This is a genomic window from Acinetobacter sp. X9, from assembly GCF_054889255.1.
On record NZ_CM142679.1, the window covers coordinates 1,387,817 to 1,408,531 of the forward strand.

18 protein-coding genes are annotated in these 20,715 nt (G+C 39.1%); 12 read left to right on the forward strand and 6 right to left on the reverse strand.

The window, feature by feature from the left end:
* On the reverse strand, positions 1–975 hold the full coding sequence (locus ACYU0V_RS06595) for an aliphatic sulfonate ABC transporter substrate-binding protein (RefSeq protein ID WP_461849484.1): 975 nt from the start codon (positions 973–975) through the stop codon (positions 1–3).
* Positions 976–1,217: 242 nt separating this feature from the next.
* On the reverse strand, positions 1,218–2,246 hold the full coding sequence (locus ACYU0V_RS06600; RefSeq protein ID WP_032054158.1) for an AraC family transcriptional regulator: 1,029 nt from the start codon (positions 2,244–2,246) through the stop codon (positions 1,218–1,220).
* Between the two features lie 169 nt (positions 2,247–2,415).
* Between ACYU0V_RS06600 and ACYU0V_RS06605 the strand changes: the two genes are divergently transcribed.
* Together ACYU0V_RS06605 and ACYU0V_RS06610 are read left to right on the forward strand one after the other, a co-directional pair.
* Positions 2,416–3,186, forward strand: a complete 771-nt coding sequence (locus ACYU0V_RS06605; RefSeq protein WP_461849487.1) for a 3-hydroxyacyl-CoA dehydrogenase — start codon at positions 2,416–2,418, stop codon at positions 3,184–3,186.
* A gap of 18 nt (positions 3,187–3,204) precedes the next feature.
* On the forward strand, positions 3,205–4,341 hold the full coding sequence (locus ACYU0V_RS06610) for an acyl-CoA dehydrogenase family protein (protein WP_461849488.1): 1,137 nt from the start codon (positions 3,205–3,207) through the stop codon (positions 4,339–4,341).
* 89 nt (positions 4,342–4,430) lie between these two features.
* Here ACYU0V_RS06610 and ACYU0V_RS06615 read toward each other — a convergent pair whose 3' ends face one another.
* Positions 4,431–5,009 (reverse strand): flavin reductase family protein, encoded by a 579-nt coding sequence (locus ACYU0V_RS06615; protein WP_086399129.1) that lies wholly within the window; start codon positions 5,007–5,009, stop codon positions 4,431–4,433.
* A gap of 173 nt (positions 5,010–5,182) precedes the next feature.
* Here ACYU0V_RS06615 and ACYU0V_RS06620 point away from each other — a divergent pair, with 173 nt between their 5' ends.
* The 9 genes from ACYU0V_RS06620 to ACYU0V_RS06660 all read left to right on the forward strand — a co-directional run bounded on the left by ACYU0V_RS06620 (position 5,183) and on the right by ACYU0V_RS06660 (position 16,162).
* Positions 5,183–5,959 (forward strand): HesA/MoeB/ThiF family protein, encoded by a 777-nt coding sequence (locus ACYU0V_RS06620; protein WP_075383995.1) that lies wholly within the window; start codon positions 5,183–5,185, stop codon positions 5,957–5,959.
* A 58-nt stretch (positions 5,960–6,017) separates the two neighbouring features.
* A complete protein-coding gene (locus tag ACYU0V_RS06625) occupies positions 6,018–7,316 on the forward strand; it encodes an ABC1 kinase family protein (RefSeq protein ID WP_002119658.1) in 1,299 nt (432 codons plus the stop codon).
* A gap of 15 nt (positions 7,317–7,331) precedes the next feature.
* Positions 7,332–7,712: a dihydroneopterin aldolase gene (gene folB / locus ACYU0V_RS06630; protein WP_347746359.1), complete on the forward strand. Its 381-nt coding sequence runs from the start codon at positions 7,332–7,334 to the stop codon at positions 7,710–7,712.
* On the forward strand, positions 7,669–8,106 hold the full coding sequence (locus ACYU0V_RS06635; protein WP_347746358.1) for a 2-amino-4-hydroxy-6-hydroxymethyldihydropteridine diphosphokinase: 438 nt from the start codon (positions 7,669–7,671) through the stop codon (positions 8,104–8,106). The genes folB and ACYU0V_RS06635 overlap by 44 nt, the downstream gene beginning before the upstream one ends.
* Positions 8,107–8,364: 258 nt before the next feature.
* The gene (gene kdpA, locus ACYU0V_RS06640) at positions 8,365–10,074 is read left to right on the forward strand and encodes a potassium-transporting ATPase subunit KdpA (RefSeq protein WP_119685854.1); all 1,710 of its coding nucleotides are present in this window, start codon (positions 8,365–8,367) and stop codon (positions 10,072–10,074) included.
* 8 nt (positions 10,075–10,082) lie between these two features.
* Complete coding sequence (gene kdpB / locus ACYU0V_RS06645) at positions 10,083–12,122, forward strand: potassium-transporting ATPase subunit KdpB (RefSeq protein ID WP_461849492.1); 2,040 nt, start codon at positions 10,083–10,085, stop codon at positions 12,120–12,122.
* A gap of 13 nt (positions 12,123–12,135) precedes the next feature.
* Entirely contained in the window at positions 12,136–12,741 is a 606-nt protein-coding gene (gene kdpC / locus ACYU0V_RS06650) for a potassium-transporting ATPase subunit KdpC (RefSeq protein ID WP_461849494.1), read from the forward strand.
* Between the two features lie 38 nt (positions 12,742–12,779).
* Complete coding sequence (locus ACYU0V_RS06655; RefSeq protein WP_461849496.1) at positions 12,780–15,434, forward strand: ATP-binding protein; 2,655 nt, start codon at positions 12,780–12,782, stop codon at positions 15,432–15,434.
* Positions 15,435–15,445: 11 nt separating this feature from the next.
* Positions 15,446–16,162, forward strand: a complete 717-nt coding sequence (locus ACYU0V_RS06660) for a response regulator (RefSeq protein WP_000625746.1) — start codon at positions 15,446–15,448, stop codon at positions 16,160–16,162.
* Positions 16,163–16,239: 77 nt separating this feature from the next.
* On the opposite strand, the gene ACYU0V_RS06665 is transcribed toward ACYU0V_RS06660, so the two are convergent.
* Positions 16,240–17,664 carry a glutamine synthetase family protein gene (locus tag ACYU0V_RS06665; protein ID WP_461849498.1) on the reverse strand — a complete coding sequence of 475 codons (1,425 nt, stop codon included), beginning with the start codon at positions 17,662–17,664 and terminating at the stop codon, positions 16,240–16,242.
* A gap of 405 nt (positions 17,665–18,069) precedes the next feature.
* Here ACYU0V_RS06665 and ACYU0V_RS06670 point away from each other — a divergent pair, with 405 nt between their 5' ends.
* The gene (locus ACYU0V_RS06670; protein ID WP_005073618.1) at positions 18,070–18,618 is read left to right on the forward strand and encodes a DUF2799 domain-containing protein; all 549 of its coding nucleotides are present in this window, start codon (positions 18,070–18,072) and stop codon (positions 18,616–18,618) included.
* A 45-nt stretch (positions 18,619–18,663) separates the two neighbouring features.
* Here ACYU0V_RS06670 and coq7 read toward each other — a convergent pair whose 3' ends face one another.
* Positions 18,664–19,299, reverse strand: coding sequence for a 2-polyprenyl-3-methyl-6-methoxy-1,4-benzoquinone monooxygenase (gene coq7, locus ACYU0V_RS06675; RefSeq protein ID WP_044102222.1), 636 nt, complete (start codon positions 19,297–19,299; stop codon positions 18,664–18,666).
* 3 nt (positions 19,300–19,302) lie between these two features.
* On the reverse strand, positions 19,303–20,625 hold the full coding sequence (locus tag ACYU0V_RS06680; protein WP_233733591.1) for an MFS transporter: 1,323 nt from the start codon (positions 20,623–20,625) through the stop codon (positions 19,303–19,305).
* Positions 20,626–20,715: the final 90 nt, after the last annotated feature.

Below are 20,715 nucleotides of genomic sequence, written 5' to 3' on the forward strand. Positions count from 1 at the left end.
CTATTTCACGACTTTTTGAGCAAAACGTGGGTCTAGCAACTGATCAACCACTTGATTGACGTTAGTACCCTTTCTAACCAAATCTTCTTCAGTCAAAATTTTCCCAGAACGTTTTAGCGCTTGTGCTTGAGTTGCTGATGGAATGCTTTGATCGAAGTTGGTTCGGCTCAGTTGTAGTTTAGCCACAGGTAGAGGAAGTTTTGATTCTTGAGCTAAAAGTGCTGCCACTTTATCTGGATTGGCTTTTGCCCATTTTCGGGCTTGTTCATAGGCTTTAATAACGGCCTCTACCGCTTCAGGGCTTTGCTTTGCAAAATCTTCTTTAACGCTCAGTACACTATAGCTATTAAATCCAACATTACGATAAAGCAATTTGGCACCCGATTGAATTTGAGCAGAAGCCATTAATGGATCAAGTCCAGCCCAAGCATCTACTTGGCCACGCTCTAATGCAGTTTTGCCGTCTGGGTGTTGTAGATGAACCAGTTGTACATCACGTTTACTCAAACCGACTGTATCTAGTGCTTGTAGTGTAAATAAGAAAGGATCGGTTCCTTTGGTGGCTGCAATTTTTTTACCTTTTAAATCTTTTAGGCTTTTAATTGGTGAATTTTTTGCGACAACAAGCGCGGTCCATTCCGGTTGGCTTTGTACATAAACCGTTTTAATTGGACTACCATTCGCTCGACTTAATACAGCAGCTAATCCAGCGGTAGAAGCAAAATCGATGCTGTTACTGTTGAGATATTCTAATGAGCGGTTACTACCTTGACTAAAAACCCATTTAATTTGGGTATTTGGCAGTGCTTTTTCGAGAAGTTTTTGATCTTTAACGATTAAACTGGTTGGTGCATAGTAAGCATAATCAAGCTTAAGCGTAGTCGGAATTGCTGCAAAAGCAGATGAAGTAAATACAAACCCCAATGTTGATGCCAACAAAGTCTTTGGTAGAGAAAATTTTGATTTTAAAGACATGATAAAAATAAAACCGAAATGAAATAGGAGATCATCCTTTCACGTGTTTAGAGGCTTATAAACTTAGTTATTTTGATTTATAAATCAGTTTGAAAGATAAAAGTTTGAATAGAATTATAAATCACTGTTTTTATGACCATTATTAAATTTTAAATAATGCGTTTATCTGAAATATTGAATTTAAAAGACATAAATATCATAAGCTTAAACTCTAATACCTCACGCTTCATTCGATGTATATGTTATTGCTTGTGCCCAGTTAAATTATCTCGATATGCACCTGGGCTGACGCCAGTCCATTTTTTAAAAGCACGGTGAAAGGCACTTGGGTCATGGAAGCTTAAATCTTCACTAATATCTTGAATTGAGTCATTCGTTTTGCTTAAGCGTTGAACAGCAATATCACAGCGGATTTCATTTTTAATTTGTTGATAGCTTACACCTTCATGTTTCAGTCTACGTTGAACGGTGGCTTCTGAAATATTGAGTTGGTGAGCTACATCTTTAAGTTCGGGCCATTGTGCAGGGTGGAGTTTCAATAAATGGCGACGAATAAGTACACTCAGGGCATTTTCATTTTTAAAGCGAACTAAAAGATTTTGCGGAGTTTGCTCTAAAAAATCATAAAGCGCTTTTTTATCTTTTTTAATTTTAATATCTAAATAGTGGGCATCGAACTCAACTCGATTTATCTCAGCATTAAATTGAATATCTTCACCAAAACGAACTAAATAGTCCTGAATATCGTTCGGTTTAGCACAACGTACCATAATAGTATTTAAACCAATTCGCTGGTCTACCAACCAGCACATAAGTCCGTGTACTAATATTAAAAAGGTTGCGTAGGTAAACATACGTTTAGGTTGTTCATGATCATGAATCACTAAATAAGCTTTGTCTTGCTCTCGAATGAGTTCTCCATGCATGTCATCTAGAACAAAGTTAAAAAACTTCAAAATATCATAGAGTGCTTTTTCTAAAGTTTCAGCCGTACTGACGAGTTTAGTCAGTAATTTATAGCTTCCACGACGCATGGGGTGGCTATCCATCCCAAAAAACTCATCGTTCATGGCATTGGCAAGCTCTATCCACAATTGGGCATAGGTTGTAACAGGCACACGTGCCTTTGGAGACATCAGTAATTCAGCGGGGATGCCTGCTTTATTTAGAATTATTTGTGTATTTAGGCCTTTGGCATAAGCCGCACTCAGTGCTTCATGTACTAGTGCAATCGAAATTGTGCCTTTACTTAAAGAAGATTGGACAACCATGTCAAAGACTCATATTTTCTTCATATATTTCAAGTGAAATACTGCATATTTAAAATTTGGATTGATCAAAAGCTGCAAACATTTTGAGGCTTTTTGAAATTGTATCGGAAAACAACAACTTTTACTCTCACTACTAAGTTTAAAGAACATTTCTATAGGACATTACACAATGAAAATTCAAGGGAAACATTTCGTAATTACAGGTGGTGGGTCTGGTTTAGGTGCTGCAACAGCTGAGTATTTAGTCCAGCAAGGTGCTTCAGTTACCTTGGTAGACATGAATACAGAAGCAGGCGAGCAACAAGCAAAACAGTTAGGGCCAAAAGCTGACTTTGTAAAACTTGATGTAACCGATGAAGCAGCTGCTGAACAGTTCTTTAAAGATGTGTTGGTTAAACATGGACATTTGCATGGTTTGGTGAACTGTGCAGGTATTGGCCCTTCTGCGAAAGTAGTTGGCCGTGAGGGCGTTCATGACTTAGGGTTATTTGCAAAGACTTTAAATATTAATGTCACAGGTACATTTAACATGCTGCGTTTTGCAGCAGATGCAATGAGTAAAAATACAGTTGAAGCAGGTGAAGAGGACCGTGGTTTCATTGTGAACACTGCTTCTGTTGCGGCATTTGACGGTCAAATCGGTCAGGCTGCGTATTCAGCATCTAAAGGCGCTATTGTGGCGATGACTTTGCCGATTGCTCGTGAGCTAGCGCGACATGCCATTCGTATTATGACCATAGCACCGGGAATTATGGAAACTCCAATGCTTAAGGGTATGCCACAAAATGTACAAGATGCTTTGGGGCAAATGGTTCCGTACCCATCTCGTTTAGGAAAACCAGAAGAGTTTGCTCGTTTGGTTGCGCATATTGCTGAAAACTCTTACTTAAATGGTGAAGTCATCCGTCTAGATGGTGCAATTCGCATGGCAGCAAAATAATAAAATAAGGATGTTGAAATGATTCTAAATGCTGAACAAAGTATGGTTCAGGAGATGATGCGTAACTATGCGCAAAATCAGTTAAAACCAACTGCTGCACATCGCGATAAGACCCATGAATTTCCGGCTCAGGAATTAAAAGACTTAGGTGCCCTAGGCGCTATGGGGATGACTGTGCCCGATGAATGGGGCGGTGCCGGAATGGATTATGTATCTTTGGTACTCGCAATTGAGGAAATTGCCGCAGGCGATGGTGCTATTTCGACAATCGTAAGCGTACAAAACTCTTTGATTTGCGGTATTACACTGGCATACGGTTCAGAGCAGCAAAAACAAACCTATTTGCCAAAATTTGCCTCTGGTGAATGGCTAGGTTGCTTTTGTTTAACTGAGCCACATGTCGGTTCCGATGCGAGCGCGATTTTATGTAAAGCCGAGCGAGATGGCGACCATTGGGTACTCAATGGCGTAAAGCAATTTATTACCAGTGGTAAAAATGCCCAAGTAGCTTTGGTATTTGCGGTTACAGATAAACAGGCTGGTAAAAAAGGCATTTCGTGTTTTCTTGTACCGACCAATACACAAGGCTACTTGGTGACTCGTATTGAAGACAAAATGGGTCAACATGCTTCGGACACCGCAACCATTACGTTAGAGGACTGCCGGATTCCTTTAGAAAATTTGGTGGGACAAGAAGGTGAAGGTTATAAAATTGCATTATCTAATTTAGAGGCCGGTCGTATTGGTATTGCTGCTCAGTCTGTTGGTATGGCAAGAGCGGCTTTTGATGCTGCTGTCCAATACGCAAATGAACGTAAGGCCTTCGGTGTAGAGCTGGTTCAGCATCAGGCGGTTGGTTTTCGCTTAGCTGATATGGCAACTCAGATTGAAGCGGCGCATCAGCTAGTATTGCATGCTGCAACTTTAAAAGATGCGGGACTACCTTGTTTAAAAGAGGCCTCAATGGCGAAACTCTTTGCATCAACTATGGCTGAGCGAGTATGTTCGGATGCAATCCAGATTCATGGCGGTTATGGATACGTCAGTGATTTCCCTGTTGAGAGAATTTATCGGGATGTTCGTGTAAGCCAGATTTATGAAGGTGCTTCTGATATTCAACGCTTGGTGATTGCTCGTGAAGTGGCTCAAGTTTAAGTATTAGATTTTAAAAAATGTCGTTGACTGCAAAAAACCGCAATTGTTATGCGGTTTTTTGCAATTAAATGAAACTCACTTTTTAATGATTAAATTTGAGCTTTGACTTCTTCACCAATCAAATAAAAAGTTCCACCTGCAATATAGTGCAGGCTGCGAAGTTCTTTTGGTGCATCTTGAAAATGCCAGTGCCCATCTCTAAAAACGCGGCTATCTGCCCATGCACCTACAACAGAACCAATAAATAAATCATGAGCTGACTGATTATGGGGTTCTGGAATAAGTTTACACACAAGCCATGCAATGCAACCTGATACAAGCGGGCTAGGAAGACCTTCTTGATAAAATAGTTCAACACCACAATGCTCAAGTTTTTCTGGATCATCTAGCTTACTAATGGTTCCAAGTTGATGAGTCAGATCGAGCTGTGCATAGCAGGGAACTTGTAGTGTGAAATAGCCACTTTGCTCAACCAGCTGTCGTGTTTTAGTGCTTTTGTCGAGAACAACGGAGACTTTGGCTGGCTTGAATTCTAATGCACATGCCCAAGCAGCAGCCATTACATTGCGGTCGTCACCATGTTGCGCAGAAACAAGCACAGTTGGGCCATGATTTAATAAACGATAAGCTTTTTCTAACTCTACAGGTGCAATATATGATTGGGTCATATTTAGCCTAAGTAATAAAGAAAATAGATATTTCTATTGTTGCAGAAAGCTTGATAGATGCAATGTTGGCAAATAAGCTTTATTAGAATAAAAAAGTTGTTTCTATTTTATAGCTTTCATAATAACGAACTTAGTCATAAAATCATTTCGCTTCTAAGTAAAAGGATTAACGCGTGACCGAGCTCCAAGATATCGATTTTGTAGAGTTAAGTGATGAAGAAATGCATCTCTATAGCCGTCAGATTTTACTTGATGGATGGGATATTGAAGCTCAGGAAAAACTCAAACTTGCTAATGTACTGATTGTCGGTGCTGGCGGAATAGGATGTAGTAGTGCAGAGCTACTAGCGCGAGCAGGGGTTGGGAAAATTACACTGATTGATGCGGATACGATCGAGATAAGTAACTTACAACGTCAGATCGCATTTGGTCATGAAGATGTTGGTCGCTATAAAGCAGAAATTCTAGCTAAACGGTTACAGAAAATTAACCCTTATATCTGTGTTGAATACTATAACGAACGTTTAGACGAACATAACATTGATAGACTGGTTGAACACCAAGATGTGGTTTTAGATGGCTGTGATAATTTTACAACTCGCTATTTGGTAAACGCAGCTTGTAAGAAACATCAAGTCGCATTAATTAGCGCTTCAGCAATTGGTTTTCAGGCGCAAATGTTCATGGTTGAAGGAGATTCAGCTTGTTATGAATGCCTTTTTCCGAAAGAACAGCATAGCAATGAAGGGCTGCGCTGTGCAGAGTCAGGGGTACTTGCAACTACTCCTGTAATGATAGCGTCATTACAAGCACATCACACTTTGCTGTATTTAGGTCTAAATCGTGTACCTTTAAAGCAGAAACTATTATTGTGGGATGGTTTAAATATGACACAACGTATTGTTAGTTTTGATAAAGATGTAAATTGCCCACTTTGTCAGGCAAGCTAATCAGTAAATTAAACAAAATTTGCTACACTCAACCTGAATGATTTGGTTTTGAAGAAATATGAAAAAAAATATTTTGTTTGATGGGCTGCGTTCCGTCGCCCGCATTGGTGAAACAGCAGTGGTTGCGGCCAAAGCTGGAATTAAATACGCAACTGAAAAACCAAGTAATGCCAAACTCATGCGAGAGACTTTTGAGTCACTTGGTTCAACTTATATTAAGCTTGGTCAGTTTATTGCGAGTACGCCATCGCTTTTTCCACGTGAATATGTAGAAGAATTTCAAGGTTGTTTAGACCAGACCCCAACACTACCATTTAGTTATATTCAAGGTGTGCTTGCATCTGAATTTGAAGGACGCGATTTAAGCCAGATTTTTAGCTACATCGATGAAAAGCCATTAGCTTCTGCTTCAATTGCTCAGGTTCATGCAGCTAAGCTGACTACAGGTGAAGATGTTGTTATTAAAGTACAAAAGCCTGGCGTTGAAACCATTTTATATACGGACTTAAGTGTGGTGCATTGGGCTGCCAAGCTACTTGAACGTGCAGTACCAAAGATCAAATTCGCAGCTCTTTCAGAAATTGTAGATGAAATTAAAAGCCGTATGGTCCGTGAAGTCGATTTCATTGAAGAAGCACAAAACCTAGATGATTTTGTGGAATATCTTAATATTTCACAAAATAAAGCAGCGACAGCACCTAAAGTTTATCATCAGTTTTCTACACGCCGTGTTTTGACCATGCAACGCCTATACGGTGTGTCTTTGACTGACTTTAGTGTCGTAAAACAATATGCTAAAGATCCATCACAAGTACTGATTACTGCCATGAATACATGGTTTGGTAGTCTCATGCTGTGTAAGAGTTTTCATGCTGACTTACATGCTGGGAACCTAATGTTGCTTGAAGACGGGCGTATTGGTTTTATCGATTTTGGTATCGTCGGTCAGTTAAAACCTGAAGTTTGGACTGCATGTATTGCATTTATGGATGCCTTACAAAAAACTGATTATCAGGCAATGGCTGAAAATATGTTGAAGATGGGTATGACCCATAACAAAATTGACGTTCAGGTGTTGGCTCAAGATCTAGAGCGTTTGTTTAATGGCGTATTAATGGCCGATCCGCAACAGATCTTGTCTTCAAATCCAGCCGATTTAAATGACATTATGATGGATATGGTAGGGGTTGGTGAGCGTCATGGGATTAAATTCCCTCGAGATTTTGCCTTATTATTTAAGCAAATGCTTTATTTCGATCGTTTTATGCGCGTACTCGCACCATATACTGATATTTATGCAGACCAACGTTTGAAAATGGTTCAAAATATGGAACCTGCTTCGTTGTTAAAGCACTAAGGTCAGTTTAAATTTATGGATGCCATTATTATTGAAGGCTTGAAAGTTGAGACAGTGATTGGCTGTTTCAACTGGGAAAGACAAATCATTCAACCTTTAATGTTGGATTTAACCATCCATAATGATTTGAGCCGAGCAGCAGAGTCTGACAAGCTTGAGGACACTCTCAACTACGCGCAGATTTGTGAGTTATCGGCTCAAACCATTCAACAAGCCAAACCTGAATTAATCGAGCATGCAGCACATTTGGTTTTACAATGTTTGTTTGAAACCTTTTCATCAATTGAAAAAATTACCATAACCATCCGTAAGCCAGCCATCATTGCAGAAGCAAATGCTGTAGGAATTCGTCTTGAACGTACCAGAAACAATTTTTGCGCTCGCCCTAGCGAGTAATTTAGACGCAGATCAGCACTTTACTTTTGCGTATACGCAATTGGCAACTTTGGGGAGAGTGCAGTTTTCATCTGTTTATCAAATTCCATGCCGAGATGGTATTGGAGATGATTACTGGAACTCAGCGTGTCTATTAAAAAGCACCTTATCATCTGAACAAATTGAATCTTTTCTAAAGAAACTTGAGTCAGATTCTGGGCGTGTTCGACCATCGCATCATATTTCTTTAGATGTAGATTTGATTGCATGGGGAAGTGATCTGGACCATATGCAATTTAATTCTAAAAAATTGCCGTTAGCACTCGATGTAAAAATTCCTTTATACGAACTTTGGCATTGTGAAATATTAAAGGCTGATAGCATGCTTTATCCAGTGGTTAATTTTAAAGTTTAGAGTCTTTCAAACTAAAATTTACGCAAACTTTACGCGGGCTTTGACTTGCTCAATAGAGAATTTACGGGCATTTTACCGATACTGAAATTCACTAAATTAGTGTTATTTCAGGACAATAAAGATGCTTATAAATTCTCAAATGCGCATCTTGCATCAGTCTGGCATTGTCTTATGCGGACTTAAAACAAATGATATTTCTCCATCTCTCCTTATTTCCAGTTTGGCAAATCAAGCCAAGGGGTATAGAGGAGAATAGCTATGTTAGAACTTATACTTGTTTTATTTATTGCTATTTTTCTAGCATGGTGCCTCAGTAAATATCTATCCAAAGTGATGGCAAATCAGCCGATGTGGGGTGATGGATTATTTCGCTGGATTGAAAATCCTGTATACCGCTTGTTAGGTGTATCTCCACAACAACAAATGAACTGGAAACAATATTCTTTAGCATTTGTTGTGAGCTGTATTTTTCTTGCTGTGGCTATTCTTGCTATTTTTATGACGCAAGCATGGCTACCATTAAACCCAAATCATGCACCAAATATGAGTTGGGATTTAGCACTACACACTGTTATTTCATTTTTAACAAACACCAACCAACAGCATTATTCTGGTCAGGCTCAGTTATCTTATTTGTCGCAAATGACAGGTATTGTAGGTTTGCAAGTCATTACTCCAATGATGGGGCTGGCTTTGGTTGTTGCGACATTAAGAGCTTTCTTTTATCAGCGTCCAAGCCATATTACGGCCGATGTTGCTGAGCAGCCAGATCAAATTTTAATTGGTAACTATTGGGCAGATGTAATTCGCCCTACAGTCCGATTCTTGCTTCCACTCTGTTTTGTCTGGTCATTGTTGCTTAACAGCCAAGGCGTGCCAGCAACTTTCCAAGGTGGGCCAGAAGTACAACTTATTGATAAAGCCAATACAGTACAAACCCAAAAAATTCCTTTAGGGCCAGTTGCGCCAATGGTAGCGATCAAGCAATTGGGTAGTAATGGTGGCGGTTGGTATGGTCCAAATAGTTCTGTGCCTTTAGAAAATCCAACACCATTTTCTAATTTACTAGAAATGATTGCGATCTTACTTATTCCAATCACAGTCATTTTTATGGTCGGGCATTTTACTCAGCGTAAAAAGTTTGCTTACTTTGTCTTTGGTAGCATGCTTTTCATGTCGATTATTTCAGGTGCAGCGGCTGTCTGGTCTGAAAGTATGTCATCGACAGCATCTCAATTTGCCGTAATGGAAGGTAAAGAACAACGTTTTGGACCAGCAGCATCAGCAGTTTGGGCAGCGCTTACTACACAGGTAAATAACGGCTCGGTCAATATGATGCATGATTCTTCTGCGCCGCTTACTGGTTTAGTCGAACTCATCAACATGTTGATTAATGCGATTTGGGGTGGTGTGGGCTGTGGTCTGCAACAGTTTATGATTTATCTATTACTTGCCGTATTTATTGCAGGTTTAATGACAGGCCGTACCCCTGAATTGTTCGGGCGCAAGATTGAAGCAGCAGAAATTAAATTGCTCGCGATTATTATCTTGATTCAACCTTTAGTCATTCTTGCATTCACCGCATTAAGCCTCAGCGTTCCAGGCATATCTGGAATTAGTAATCCGGGACCACATGGTATTAGCCAAGTGTTCTACGAATATGTTTCTGCATTTGCAAACAATGGTTCAGGTTTCGAAGGTCTTGGAGACAACACTGTATGGTGGAATGTTACTTGTAGTATTGCTCTACTGTTAGGACGCTTCCCGACATTAATTTTGCCATTAATGATTGCAACACGTTTAGCAGCAAAAAGAAAAGCACCCGAAACAGCAGGTAGTCTTCAGGTTGAAACTCCAACCTTTGCTTTAACGCTGATTACGATTGTTGTGTTGCTTACCTTATTACAATTTATGCCAGTTCTTGTCCTTGGGCCTATTGCCGATCAACTTTTGTTGGTTAAAGGCTAAGGAGGCGAGTGAAAATGAATACACAAACTCATGTAAATAGCCATAAACAAACCATGGCAGTGCCAAATTTTGAAGTTTGGAAAAATGCATTTGTGAAACTGCTACCGCAGCATGCAATTAAAAACCCTGTGATGGCAATTGTATGGCTTGGAACAGTGGTTACAGCATTTAGTACAGTCTTGGGTTACACCACGCTGTTATTTGGTTTAGTGGTTACAGCAATTCTGTTTATTACCATTTTATTTGCTAATTATGCTGAAGCGGTTGCAGAGGCCAGAGGTCGTGGACAGGCATCTTCATTACGTGCAGCAAGAGAAAATTTAACGGCTCGAAGACTCAACTCTTTGACAGACCGTCAAACCACTCAAGTTGCAGCTACTGAACTTCATTTAAATGATTTTATTGAAGTACATGCAGGTGAGCTTGTTCCAGCCGACGGTGAGATTGTAGAAGGCTTTGCCACTATTAATGAATCGGCTGTTACAGGTGAGTCAGCACCTGTGTTACGTGAAGCTGGAACAGACCGTTCAGGTGTTATTGGTGGAACCAAAGTTCTGACAGATCGTATTGTTGTGCAAGTGACTGCTGAATCTGGTCAAAGTTTCTTAGACCGTATGATTGCTTTGGTTGAAGGCTCAAATCGCCAGAAAACTCCGAATGAGATTGCACTTGGCTTCTTGTTAATGGTGATGACAATCACGTTTTTAATTGTCGTGATTAGCCTGCCATTTATTGCCAAGTATTTGCATATTGAACTTGATCCAGTTGTGCTCGTGGCGTTATTGGTCTGCTTGATTCCTACAACCATTGGTGGTTTGTTACCTGCGATTGGTATTGCGGGGATGAATCGTGCACTCAAAGCCAATGTTTTGGCAAAATCAGGTAAAGCGGTAGAAGTTGCGGGTGACATTGATGTGCTTTTACTCGATAAAACAGGAACCATTACTTATGGTGACCGTCAAGCGACCTCTTTTTATCCTTTAACTTCGGTAACCGAGTCTGAGTTGAGAGCTGCTGCTTGCTTAAGTTCACTGGCTGACCCGACACCAGAAGGGAAATCGATTGTTAAGTTAGCAAAAGAGCAAGGGCTAAAACAGCAAGAACCTGAGCAAGCCGAATTTATCTCTTTTAGTGCTTCGACTCGAATTTCTGGTGTGAATTTACCGAATGGTGACCAAATTCGTAAAGGTGCTTTAGATGCGATCTTGAAGTTTGTAGATGAAGATTATTCTCAAGATTTAGAATTAAAAGCGCGTGTTGAACAAGTTGCCAAAAAAGGAGCAACACCTTTAGTCGTCGCTAATCAACATCATGTGTTGGGTGTGATTGAACTCTCAGATGTGATTAAACACGGCATTAAAGAACGTTTTGCTCGTTTAAGAGAAATGGGCATCAAAACCGTTATGGTTACAGGTGATAACCCATTAACTGCGGCCGCGATTGCTGCTGAAGCTGGTGTAGATGATTATATTGCCGAAGCAAAACCAGAAGACAAATTGGCTTGTATTCGCACCGAACAACAACAAGGTCGTTTAGTTGCAATGGTCGGTGACGGAACCAATGACGCGCCGGCATTAGCACAAGCAGATATTGGGTTAGCCATGAATTCAGGTACACAAGCTGCAAAAGAAGCTGGCAATATGGTTGATTTAGACTCTGACCCAACCAAACTACTTGCTGTGGTCGAGATTGGGAAACAGCAGCTGATTACCCGTGGTGCTCTAACAACATTTTCATTAGCAAACGACGTCTCTAAATACTTTGCCATCTTACCTGCATTGTTCGCTGCTGCGATTCCACAAATGCAAGTATTGAATGTAATGCACTTGGCAAGCCCAAACAGTGCGATTTTATCCGCATTACTTTTTAACGCGATTATTATCCCGCTATTAATTCCAATTGCACTACGAGGCGTCAAATTTAAACCTTCAACGGCAACTCAGTTATTACGTCGAAATATGTTGATTTATGGTGTGGGCGGTGTGGTTATGCCATTCCTTGCCATTAAAGCAATTGATGTAGTGATTGTTCAATTATTTGGTTTGTAATCTGGAGTTTGAAATGAAAACTTATGTACAAAATTCAGAAGCAAATTTGGGTCAGACCTTAAGAGCATCTTTGGGATTATTAATTTTTACCTTAGTTGGCTGTGGCGCTGTTTATAGTGCGATTGCTACAGGTGCGGGACAGGTGTTATTTAACAATCAAGCGAATGGTAGTTTGATTGAAATAGATCATAAAGTTTTAGGGGCAAAATTAGTTGCTCAGCCATTTGTTGGAGAAACTTATTTTCATCCGCGTCCTTCAGCAGTTGCTTATGACCCGATGGCTACGGCAGGTACAAACTTAGCTCGTACTAATCCTGAGCTACAGCAACAAATTGATGCTCAGATTCTTGCGGTGAAAAAACAAGATCACACGGGCAATACACCTATTCCAAGTGATTTGGTGACTAAATCTGGTAGTGGTATTGATCCGCATATTAGTCCTGAATCTGCTCAGTTACAGGTTGCTCGAGTGGCTCAAGCTCGTCATTTAGATCCTAAGGTTGTGGAAGAGCTTTTGCAAAAGTATGTTGAACCGAAGCAGTTTGGTGTACTAGGGCAAGCTCGTGTTAATGTATTACAGCTCAATATTGCTTTAGATCAATTACAATCTACACATTAACTTAAAAATAAAGTTGTTAGTTTACCGGATGATATCAAGTGCAAAGCAATCGCGAAAATCAGGCTGAGGCCTTATTAAATCATGTCAACAGATATCAAGCCGGTCGACTAACGGTCTTTCTTGGTGCGGCACCTGGTATAGGAAAAACTTATGCCATGCTCGCCCGCGCCAAAGAATTATTTCAACAGGGCACAGATGTTGTTGTTGGTATTGTTGAAACCCATGGAAGAATCGAAACTCTAAAAATTTTGGAAGGGTTGCCTCAGATTGCTAGAAAAGAAATGCAATATCAGGGGCATATTTTAGAAGAAATGGACTTGGATGCTATTTTACTTAGGCATCCGCAAATCGTTTTGGTTGATGAATTGGCTCATCGCAACGTCCCAAATAGTCGTCACGAACGACGGTGGCAAGATGTTAATGAGTTGCTAGACGCTGGTATTGATGTATTCACCACTATAAATATTCAACATTTAGAAAGCCTAAATGATGTGGTCTATCAAATTACAGGCATTCGAGTAAATGAAACAGTACCAGATCGGGTATTTGATCGTATTCGAGACATTCGCTTAATAGATTTACCCGTCAGTGAGCTTATTGAAAGGCTCCATCAAGGAAAAGTCTATGTGCCAGAGCAAGCAAATCTCGCATTACAAGGCTTTTTTAGCATTTCAAATTTAACAGCATTACGTGAACTCGCAATGCAATGCGTTGCTGAGCATGTCGATTCAGACTTAAAAGAGAGTTATGCCTCAAAGGGTTTGAAATCTATATCTTTACAAAATGAATTGATGATTGCGATAGATGGGCAAGGCTCTTCTGAATATTTAGTGCGAGCAGGCTGTCGTTTAGCAGAACGTAATGGTGCTACATGGACTGTAGTAAATGTTGCTAAAAGTTTGGACTTTGGACAGAGTTCAGTGAGTTCTTATAAAAAAGAATACATTGAGATTGACCGCGCCTTTGAGTTGGCTCGACAACTAGGTGGTCGAACAGAAGTCTTATATGGGCATCGAGTTGCGTCAGTGTTAATGGATGCCGCGGTTGACCGAGGAATTTCGAATCTAGTCATTGGCAAAAGTATTTCGCCGTGGTGGTTAACGTTATTTAAGAAAAATTTAGCTCAGCAATTATTAAATCAAGAAAACTCGATTGCTTTAACCATTTTGCACCCAGAACAGGGCACTAAAAAGATTAATCAGCTCGAAAAACCTTCATTTTTATCATTAAAAGAAAGCATTTTTGTTTTAGCTGTGACGTGCGGTAGCATTTTTCTAGCTCACTTCGCCGAAGTTCTATTTGGTATTGAAGACTTCTCTGTCATCTTTATTATTTCTGTTTTAATTGTTGCAACAAAAACCCGAATGTTAGCTGCAGTAGTGGCAGCCTTAATATGTTTTTTGGCCTATAATTTTTTCTTTATTGCCCCGCGTTATACCTTTCAGATTTCAGCACACCAAGGGGTAGTGACCGTTGTGGCTTTTTTTGCAGCAGCTTTAATTGCTGGCCGTTTAGCTTCTCAGTTACGCCAGCAAGTTTTGTCTTTAAAAGCTGCGAATGCCTACACTAAGGTAATGCAAGACTTGGCACGTAAGCTTTCTAGTGCAGTAAACCTTGAAGAAGTCATGCAAACAGGACGTATGACTTTAGAAACACAACTTCAAACTAAAGTGTGGATTTCTATTCGAGATAAGGTAATTTCATCTGATATTGAGCTAAATGATAAAGAAAAAGTAGCCGCAGAATGGTGTTTGAAACACAAGCAGCCATGTGGGCGTTTTACCGATACGCTGAGTCAGTCAAACTGGTGGTTTTTACCTCTTTTAGAACAAAAAAATAGCCTAGGTATTGTGGGAATTTACTTTAAGGATGAAGTGGTTTCCTTAAATTTTGAGCAAAAGAAATTGACTGAAAGTGTAATTGAATACATTGCACAAGCAGTACTTCGAACCCAATTGGTGAATGAACTTGAACAAGCAAAAGTCACCAGTGAAACAGAGCGCTTACGTTCTGCTTTATTATCTTCGGTATCGCATGATTTACGCTCGCCACTTGCTTCTATTATTGGGGCAGCAGACACGCTTGCCAATTTTAAAGCTGAAATTTCAGAACAAGACCAGCAAGATCTGCTTGAAACAATTCATTTAGAAGGTGAGCGCTTAGACCGTTATATTCAAAACTTACTTGATATGACACGCTTAGGTCACGAAGGTCTAACTTTAAAAAGAGACTGGATTGGTGTAGATGAATTAATTGGTTCGGCAACTCGCCGTTTAAAGCGCTATAAACCAGATACTCAAGTGTCGGTTGAATTACCTGAACAAGCGATTAGTTTGTATGTTCACCCTGCACTGGTAGAGCAAGCTATTTTTAATGTTTTAGAAAATGCCGCAAACTTTTCACCTCCAGATGAACCAGTTATGATTCGTACTCATCTTGCGTCAGAAGATGAGGTGAAAATAGAAATTGAAGATAAAGGTGCAGGAATCCCTGAAGACGAAAGACATCGCATTTTCGATATGTTTTATACTATGGAGCGTGGAGACCGTGGAAAATTCGGTACAGGTTTAGGTCTAACAATTGTAAAAGCGATTATTGGTGCTCATATGGGTACAATAGAAGCATTTTCAGGGCGCCAAAATAAAGGTACTTTAATTCAAATCAAATTACCCATTCATCCAGTAAAAGAATAAGTTGTAAATTCATGATAAGTTCAGAAACATCACCTGTAGAAACACGTATTGTGATTATTGATGATGAGCCTCAAATCCGTAAATTTTTAGACATTGCTTTAAGAACTCAAAAATACAAAACCACGCTCTGTGAAACGGGTTACAAAGGCCTAGAGGCATTGGCAACCCAAGGGGCTGATTTGGTTATTTTAGACTTAGGTTTACCCGATTTAGACGGAAAAGAAGTGCTTCAAGAATTACGTAGCTGGTCGAATGTTCCCGTTATTGTGTTATCTGTACGTGCTGATGAATATGAAAAAGTTGCCTTGCTAGACGCAGGTGCAAATGACTACATGACCAAACCTTTTAGTGTGCAAGAGCTTTTGGCGCGCATACGTGTCATTTTAAGAAATCAACCGATTCAGCAAGAAGCCCATGTATATGACGATGGTTATCTCAAGGTTGATGTCATGCAACGATTAGTTTGGATCGAGCAACAGCCAATTACTTTAACTCGAAAAGAGTTTCAACTTTTGACGTTATTAATGCGCTATCAAGGGCAGCTTTTAACACAGCCTCAGCTTTTAAAAGAGCTATGGGGACCCACCCATCAGGAAGATACGCACTATTTACGTATTTTAGTGGGCAAGTTACGCAGTAAACTGGGGGATAACGCAATTCAGCCACGTTATATTGCTACTGAACCAGGTGTTGGGTTACGTTTTTTAGCTAAACAGAAAAATCATTAATTAGATACAAAAAAAACCTTAGGGTATTTCTCCCTAAGGGTTTGCAAAGTGGTTTATAGTTTTTTTGCTCTTTTTATTTATATATCCCAATGTTGTTCTGCTTCAGTCATTTGACTGTAAATACTTTGATATTCAGCCTGTTTAACTGTGTACCAATGTTCGACAAAGTCTGCTCCTAAATATCCTTCTAAAATAAGACTTCCTTTAAATATTTTTAAGGCTTCCGGCTGATTGTTGGCTAATAAAATGTGCTCGTCTGGAAATTTTAAAAGATGTGCAGGTTTTGGCAGCGGTAATTTATGAGATAAGCCATAAGATACGCCCGCTAAAATAGTCGCTGTTACCAGATAGGGATTACAGTCGGCTCCAGCAACACGATATTCTAAACGTTGATTTTGTATATCTGAGCATGGAATGCGAATTGCAACATTTCGGTTGTTAGTATCCCAATTGGCTTCTAATGGCACGTGATGACCAATTTTAAAACGTCTATAAGAATTAATATTAGGCGCTAAAATCGCCATAGATGCAGGCATTAACTCAATGAGTCCGCTAATCGCGCTCAATAATTTGACTGAAAGCTCATCTTTTTCTACTTTTGAACTAAATATATTTTCATGGTATTGATTAAGCATGCTCATATGAAAATGCATGCCACTACCAGCCTTTGCCAAGTTCGGTTTCGCCATGAAACAAGTAGTTAAGTCATGTTTTCTTGCGACTTGCTTTACAATTCTTTTTAAAGCATTAATTTGATCGCAGAGTTTTAAAATGTCATGGCTGTGTTGAAGATTTAATTCGTATTGTCCAGGGGATGATTCCGCAACAATTGCGGTAATTTCAATTGATTGTAGTAAGGCTGCTTTTTCAACTTCATCTAGGACTTGTTGATAGTTATTTGGCGCATCTATATCAAAACATTGGTTTTCTGAACATGTCTCGAATTGATGCTGAGGTGAGAAAAGGTAAAACTCTAGCTCGGCAGCCATGACGGGAAAATAATTATTAGCATGTAACTGATTTAATAATTTTTTTAATATATTACGTGGTTCATAGCGACAGTCTGAACCATCTTCTTCTTGCATTGATAGGTAAAGCTGAGCATTTAATTCTGGGGATAAGGCACTTGGTTGCAAGCTGCCTAAAATGGGCAGGCAAAGTCTATCTGGTTCACCAATATATTTTCCCAAGCCTGTTTCTTCAATCACTTTTCCATCAAGGCTCATGGCATAAACAGAAAGAGGAAAATAACATCCATTAGATAGATTTTTCAGACTCTTAACATCAATACGTTTGCCACGAATATGCCCGTTTAAGTCATGTAGACAAATATCAATGTGCTGAGTGTGAGGATATAAACTTAAATATTCATCAACTTCTTTTAAAAAAAGATCTGATTGGAAAGTACCAGATTGTGTCGGAGGAATAAAATTATCTGATATTTTAAATGCCTTAAATTGAGGATCTTTTAAGTTTAAATTTGGGTAAATAAGTGTACTCATTATAAAAAACCTTGGTGGTTATTTAGCTAAAATCCTAACGTAGCCTTTGAAGTTAATCTCGTAAAAAAAGAGTAAAATGATGAAAGGTTTTTTTATGGGGTTTATTGTTTTTATTTATTAATAATCAATGTCTTGAATCTCATTTTTGCAATCAATTTTTAAAGTAAAATTAGCGTATAAGAGCAGTCAGCGCATTATAAAATTCTACGGATTTCTCTTTTTAAAATTAAACAAAGCTAAAAATTTAAGCTTCTCATTTGGTGAGATGGTCAAACTACTTTAAACTTAAATGCTTATCCAGTTAAACATTTATTTATAAATCTTGAATTGAGCAAGGCTTATATAGCACATGTACTGGAATTTTATTTTTTGCGTTTTTTAATTTTATTTTTGAGTTTTCTTAATATGAAAAATATCGGTTTAGCCATTTTAGCAATCAGCCTTTCAGGTTGTGCTGCAATGAGCGTAGAAGAATGTAAGACTGCGAATTGGTCATTAGTGGGTGAGAAAGATGGTTCAAAGGGGTCTTCGCCACGTTTAGATCAATATTATAAAGCGTGTGGAAAAGCCAATATTGTTCCAGATCAAAAGTCATATGAACGTGGATATAAAGAAGGCTTAGGGTATTATTGCCAGCCATCAAATATTTTTTATAACGCTTTAGAGGGTAACGGCAATATTAATGTATGCCCAATCGAGCAGCGTAATCGTTTAAGACCTTATTATCGAGCTGCCTCAGATTACTACAATGCAAAAAATGAATATGACCGTTATGATGAAAAGTTTAAGCAATATTCTGATAGTGCTTATAACGAAAAATTAAAGCCAGAAGAGCGTGAGCGTTATCGTAAGCTTTTAAGAGAATTACAAATTGATCGTGACCGTATTAACAGAAACTATTGGAACTCAATTCGAGATATCGAACGTTTCAAATATGATCATGGATTAAAATAATATTTTAAAAAAGGATTGATCTGAATGAGATCAATCCTTTGTTTTTTAAAGATAATAACTGGTTTTTGTCATTAACTTTGAAATAGCAGTCATTGTAATTTTTACTGCATATGGTAATTCAACACCGCCTGCTTCAAGTGCAGTATGACGGTGATGTAATTCATCTTCATTCATTTGCTCTAAAATTTTACGAGAGCGTTCATCTTGAGCAGGTAACTGGTTTAAGTGATCTTGTAAATGCAGACTAACCTGACGTTCAGTTTCAGCAACAAAACCTAAGCTATATTTATCACCAGCAATACCGGCAAGGGCACCCATGCCATATGACAACCCGTACCAGATTGGATTTAACAAACTTGTATGACTGTTTAATTCTTTTAAACGATCTTCACACCAAGCTAAATGATCTTGTTCTTCAATCGCTGCTTGTTGCATTTCTTGGCGTACATTTGGCAATTTCGCCGTTAATGCTTGCCCATGGTAAAGTGCTTGAGCACAGACTTCACCACTGTGGTTAACACGCATTAAACCTGCGACATGGCGAGCATCTTCTACGCCAAGTTTTGCTTCTACTGTTTCAGCTGGATTTTGGCGCTGTGCTGCTGTTGCACCCGGAACAAGACTACGCAATGCTTGATCAAAAGAGTTAATAAGTTGATCAATTCCAGTATAGTGGCGCATAAATTAGTCCTCTAAAGAAAGGTGGGCTGTGGCAAGCATTGGTTTTAGTCGGGCAAGAAGCCAGATACTAAAGATTGCACTAAGTACAGCTGTAATAATAAATAGTATTTTAATATCAATTTTTAAAACACTTAAGATTAAGATTGAAAAAATTGCAGAAGAAACCATAAAAACGGCATTTAGGATGTTATTCGCTGCAACAACACGTGCACGATGTGAACGTGGTGAATAAGCCTGCATCATGGCATATAGGGGAACAATATAAAAACCGCCACTAATACCCAATAAAGTCACCGCTAACATTACGTGGTAGTAAACCCAGCCTTGGGTAAAAACGTCCTTTAACGTAAGTAATGCCCCAGTTTTTTCTGGTACAAAAGCTAAACTGGCAGCAAGGTAGAGCGCAAAAACAGTAAGGCCAACTGCACCAATCGGCACCATTTTAATATTAATTTCTGAACCACCAATTTTACGGCAAAGAAGAGAACCCACACCAATACCGACTGAAAAGAAAGTCAGTAACAGGCTAACGACATTTTCTGATGCATGAAGGTTTTGCTGGGTAAGCTGCGGAATTTGAGTTAAATAAGTCGCGCCATAAAACCAGTACCATGAGTTGCCTAGCAAAATTGTGAATACTAGCGGTAAGCTTTTGGCATATTTAATGGTTTGAAAGCTGGTACGGATGAAATTCCAGTCAATCTTTAAGTCAGGTGCAGCAACTTTTTGCGGCAAAATGAAGCGACTAAATAAATAGCCTATGCAAGCAATAGCCACTACGGTGATACTAATCCACAATAAATTACCATCTGATGAGGCAATTACGGCGCCACCTAAGATCATCCCGAACAAGATCGCCATGGATGTGCCGGATTGAAATAGCGCATTACCAGACATTAACTCGTTCGGTTTTAAGATTTCAGGCAAAATTGCGTATTTAATCGGGCCGAAGAACGTCGAATGTGTGCCCATCAAAAATAAAGCAAAAAGAAGTAGCCATAAGTTTCCTAACAGGAAACCTGCAGTACCGATGAGCATAATGATGATTTCTAAAATTTTAATACCACGGACGAGTTGAGATCGTTCGTATTTGTCGGCGATTTGTCCAGCTGTGGCTGAAAAAAAGAAATATGGCAGAATAAACAAGAGGGCTGCTAAATTATTAAGAGTACTTACGGGAGCAGATTGTTGCTGAATCCATCCATAAGTAATCACCAATAATAAAGCTTGCTTAAAAACGTTATCATTTAATGCGCCAAAAAACTGGGTAAAAAACATCGGTACAAACCGACGTGAGGTCATCAGGTGCTCATCTTGTTTCATCATGTGCAAACTTCATTGTGTTTTATAAAAAAATGTGACCGAGTGTTAATTTGCATCGAAAACCATGTATGATATTTTTAACGCTTGATTAAA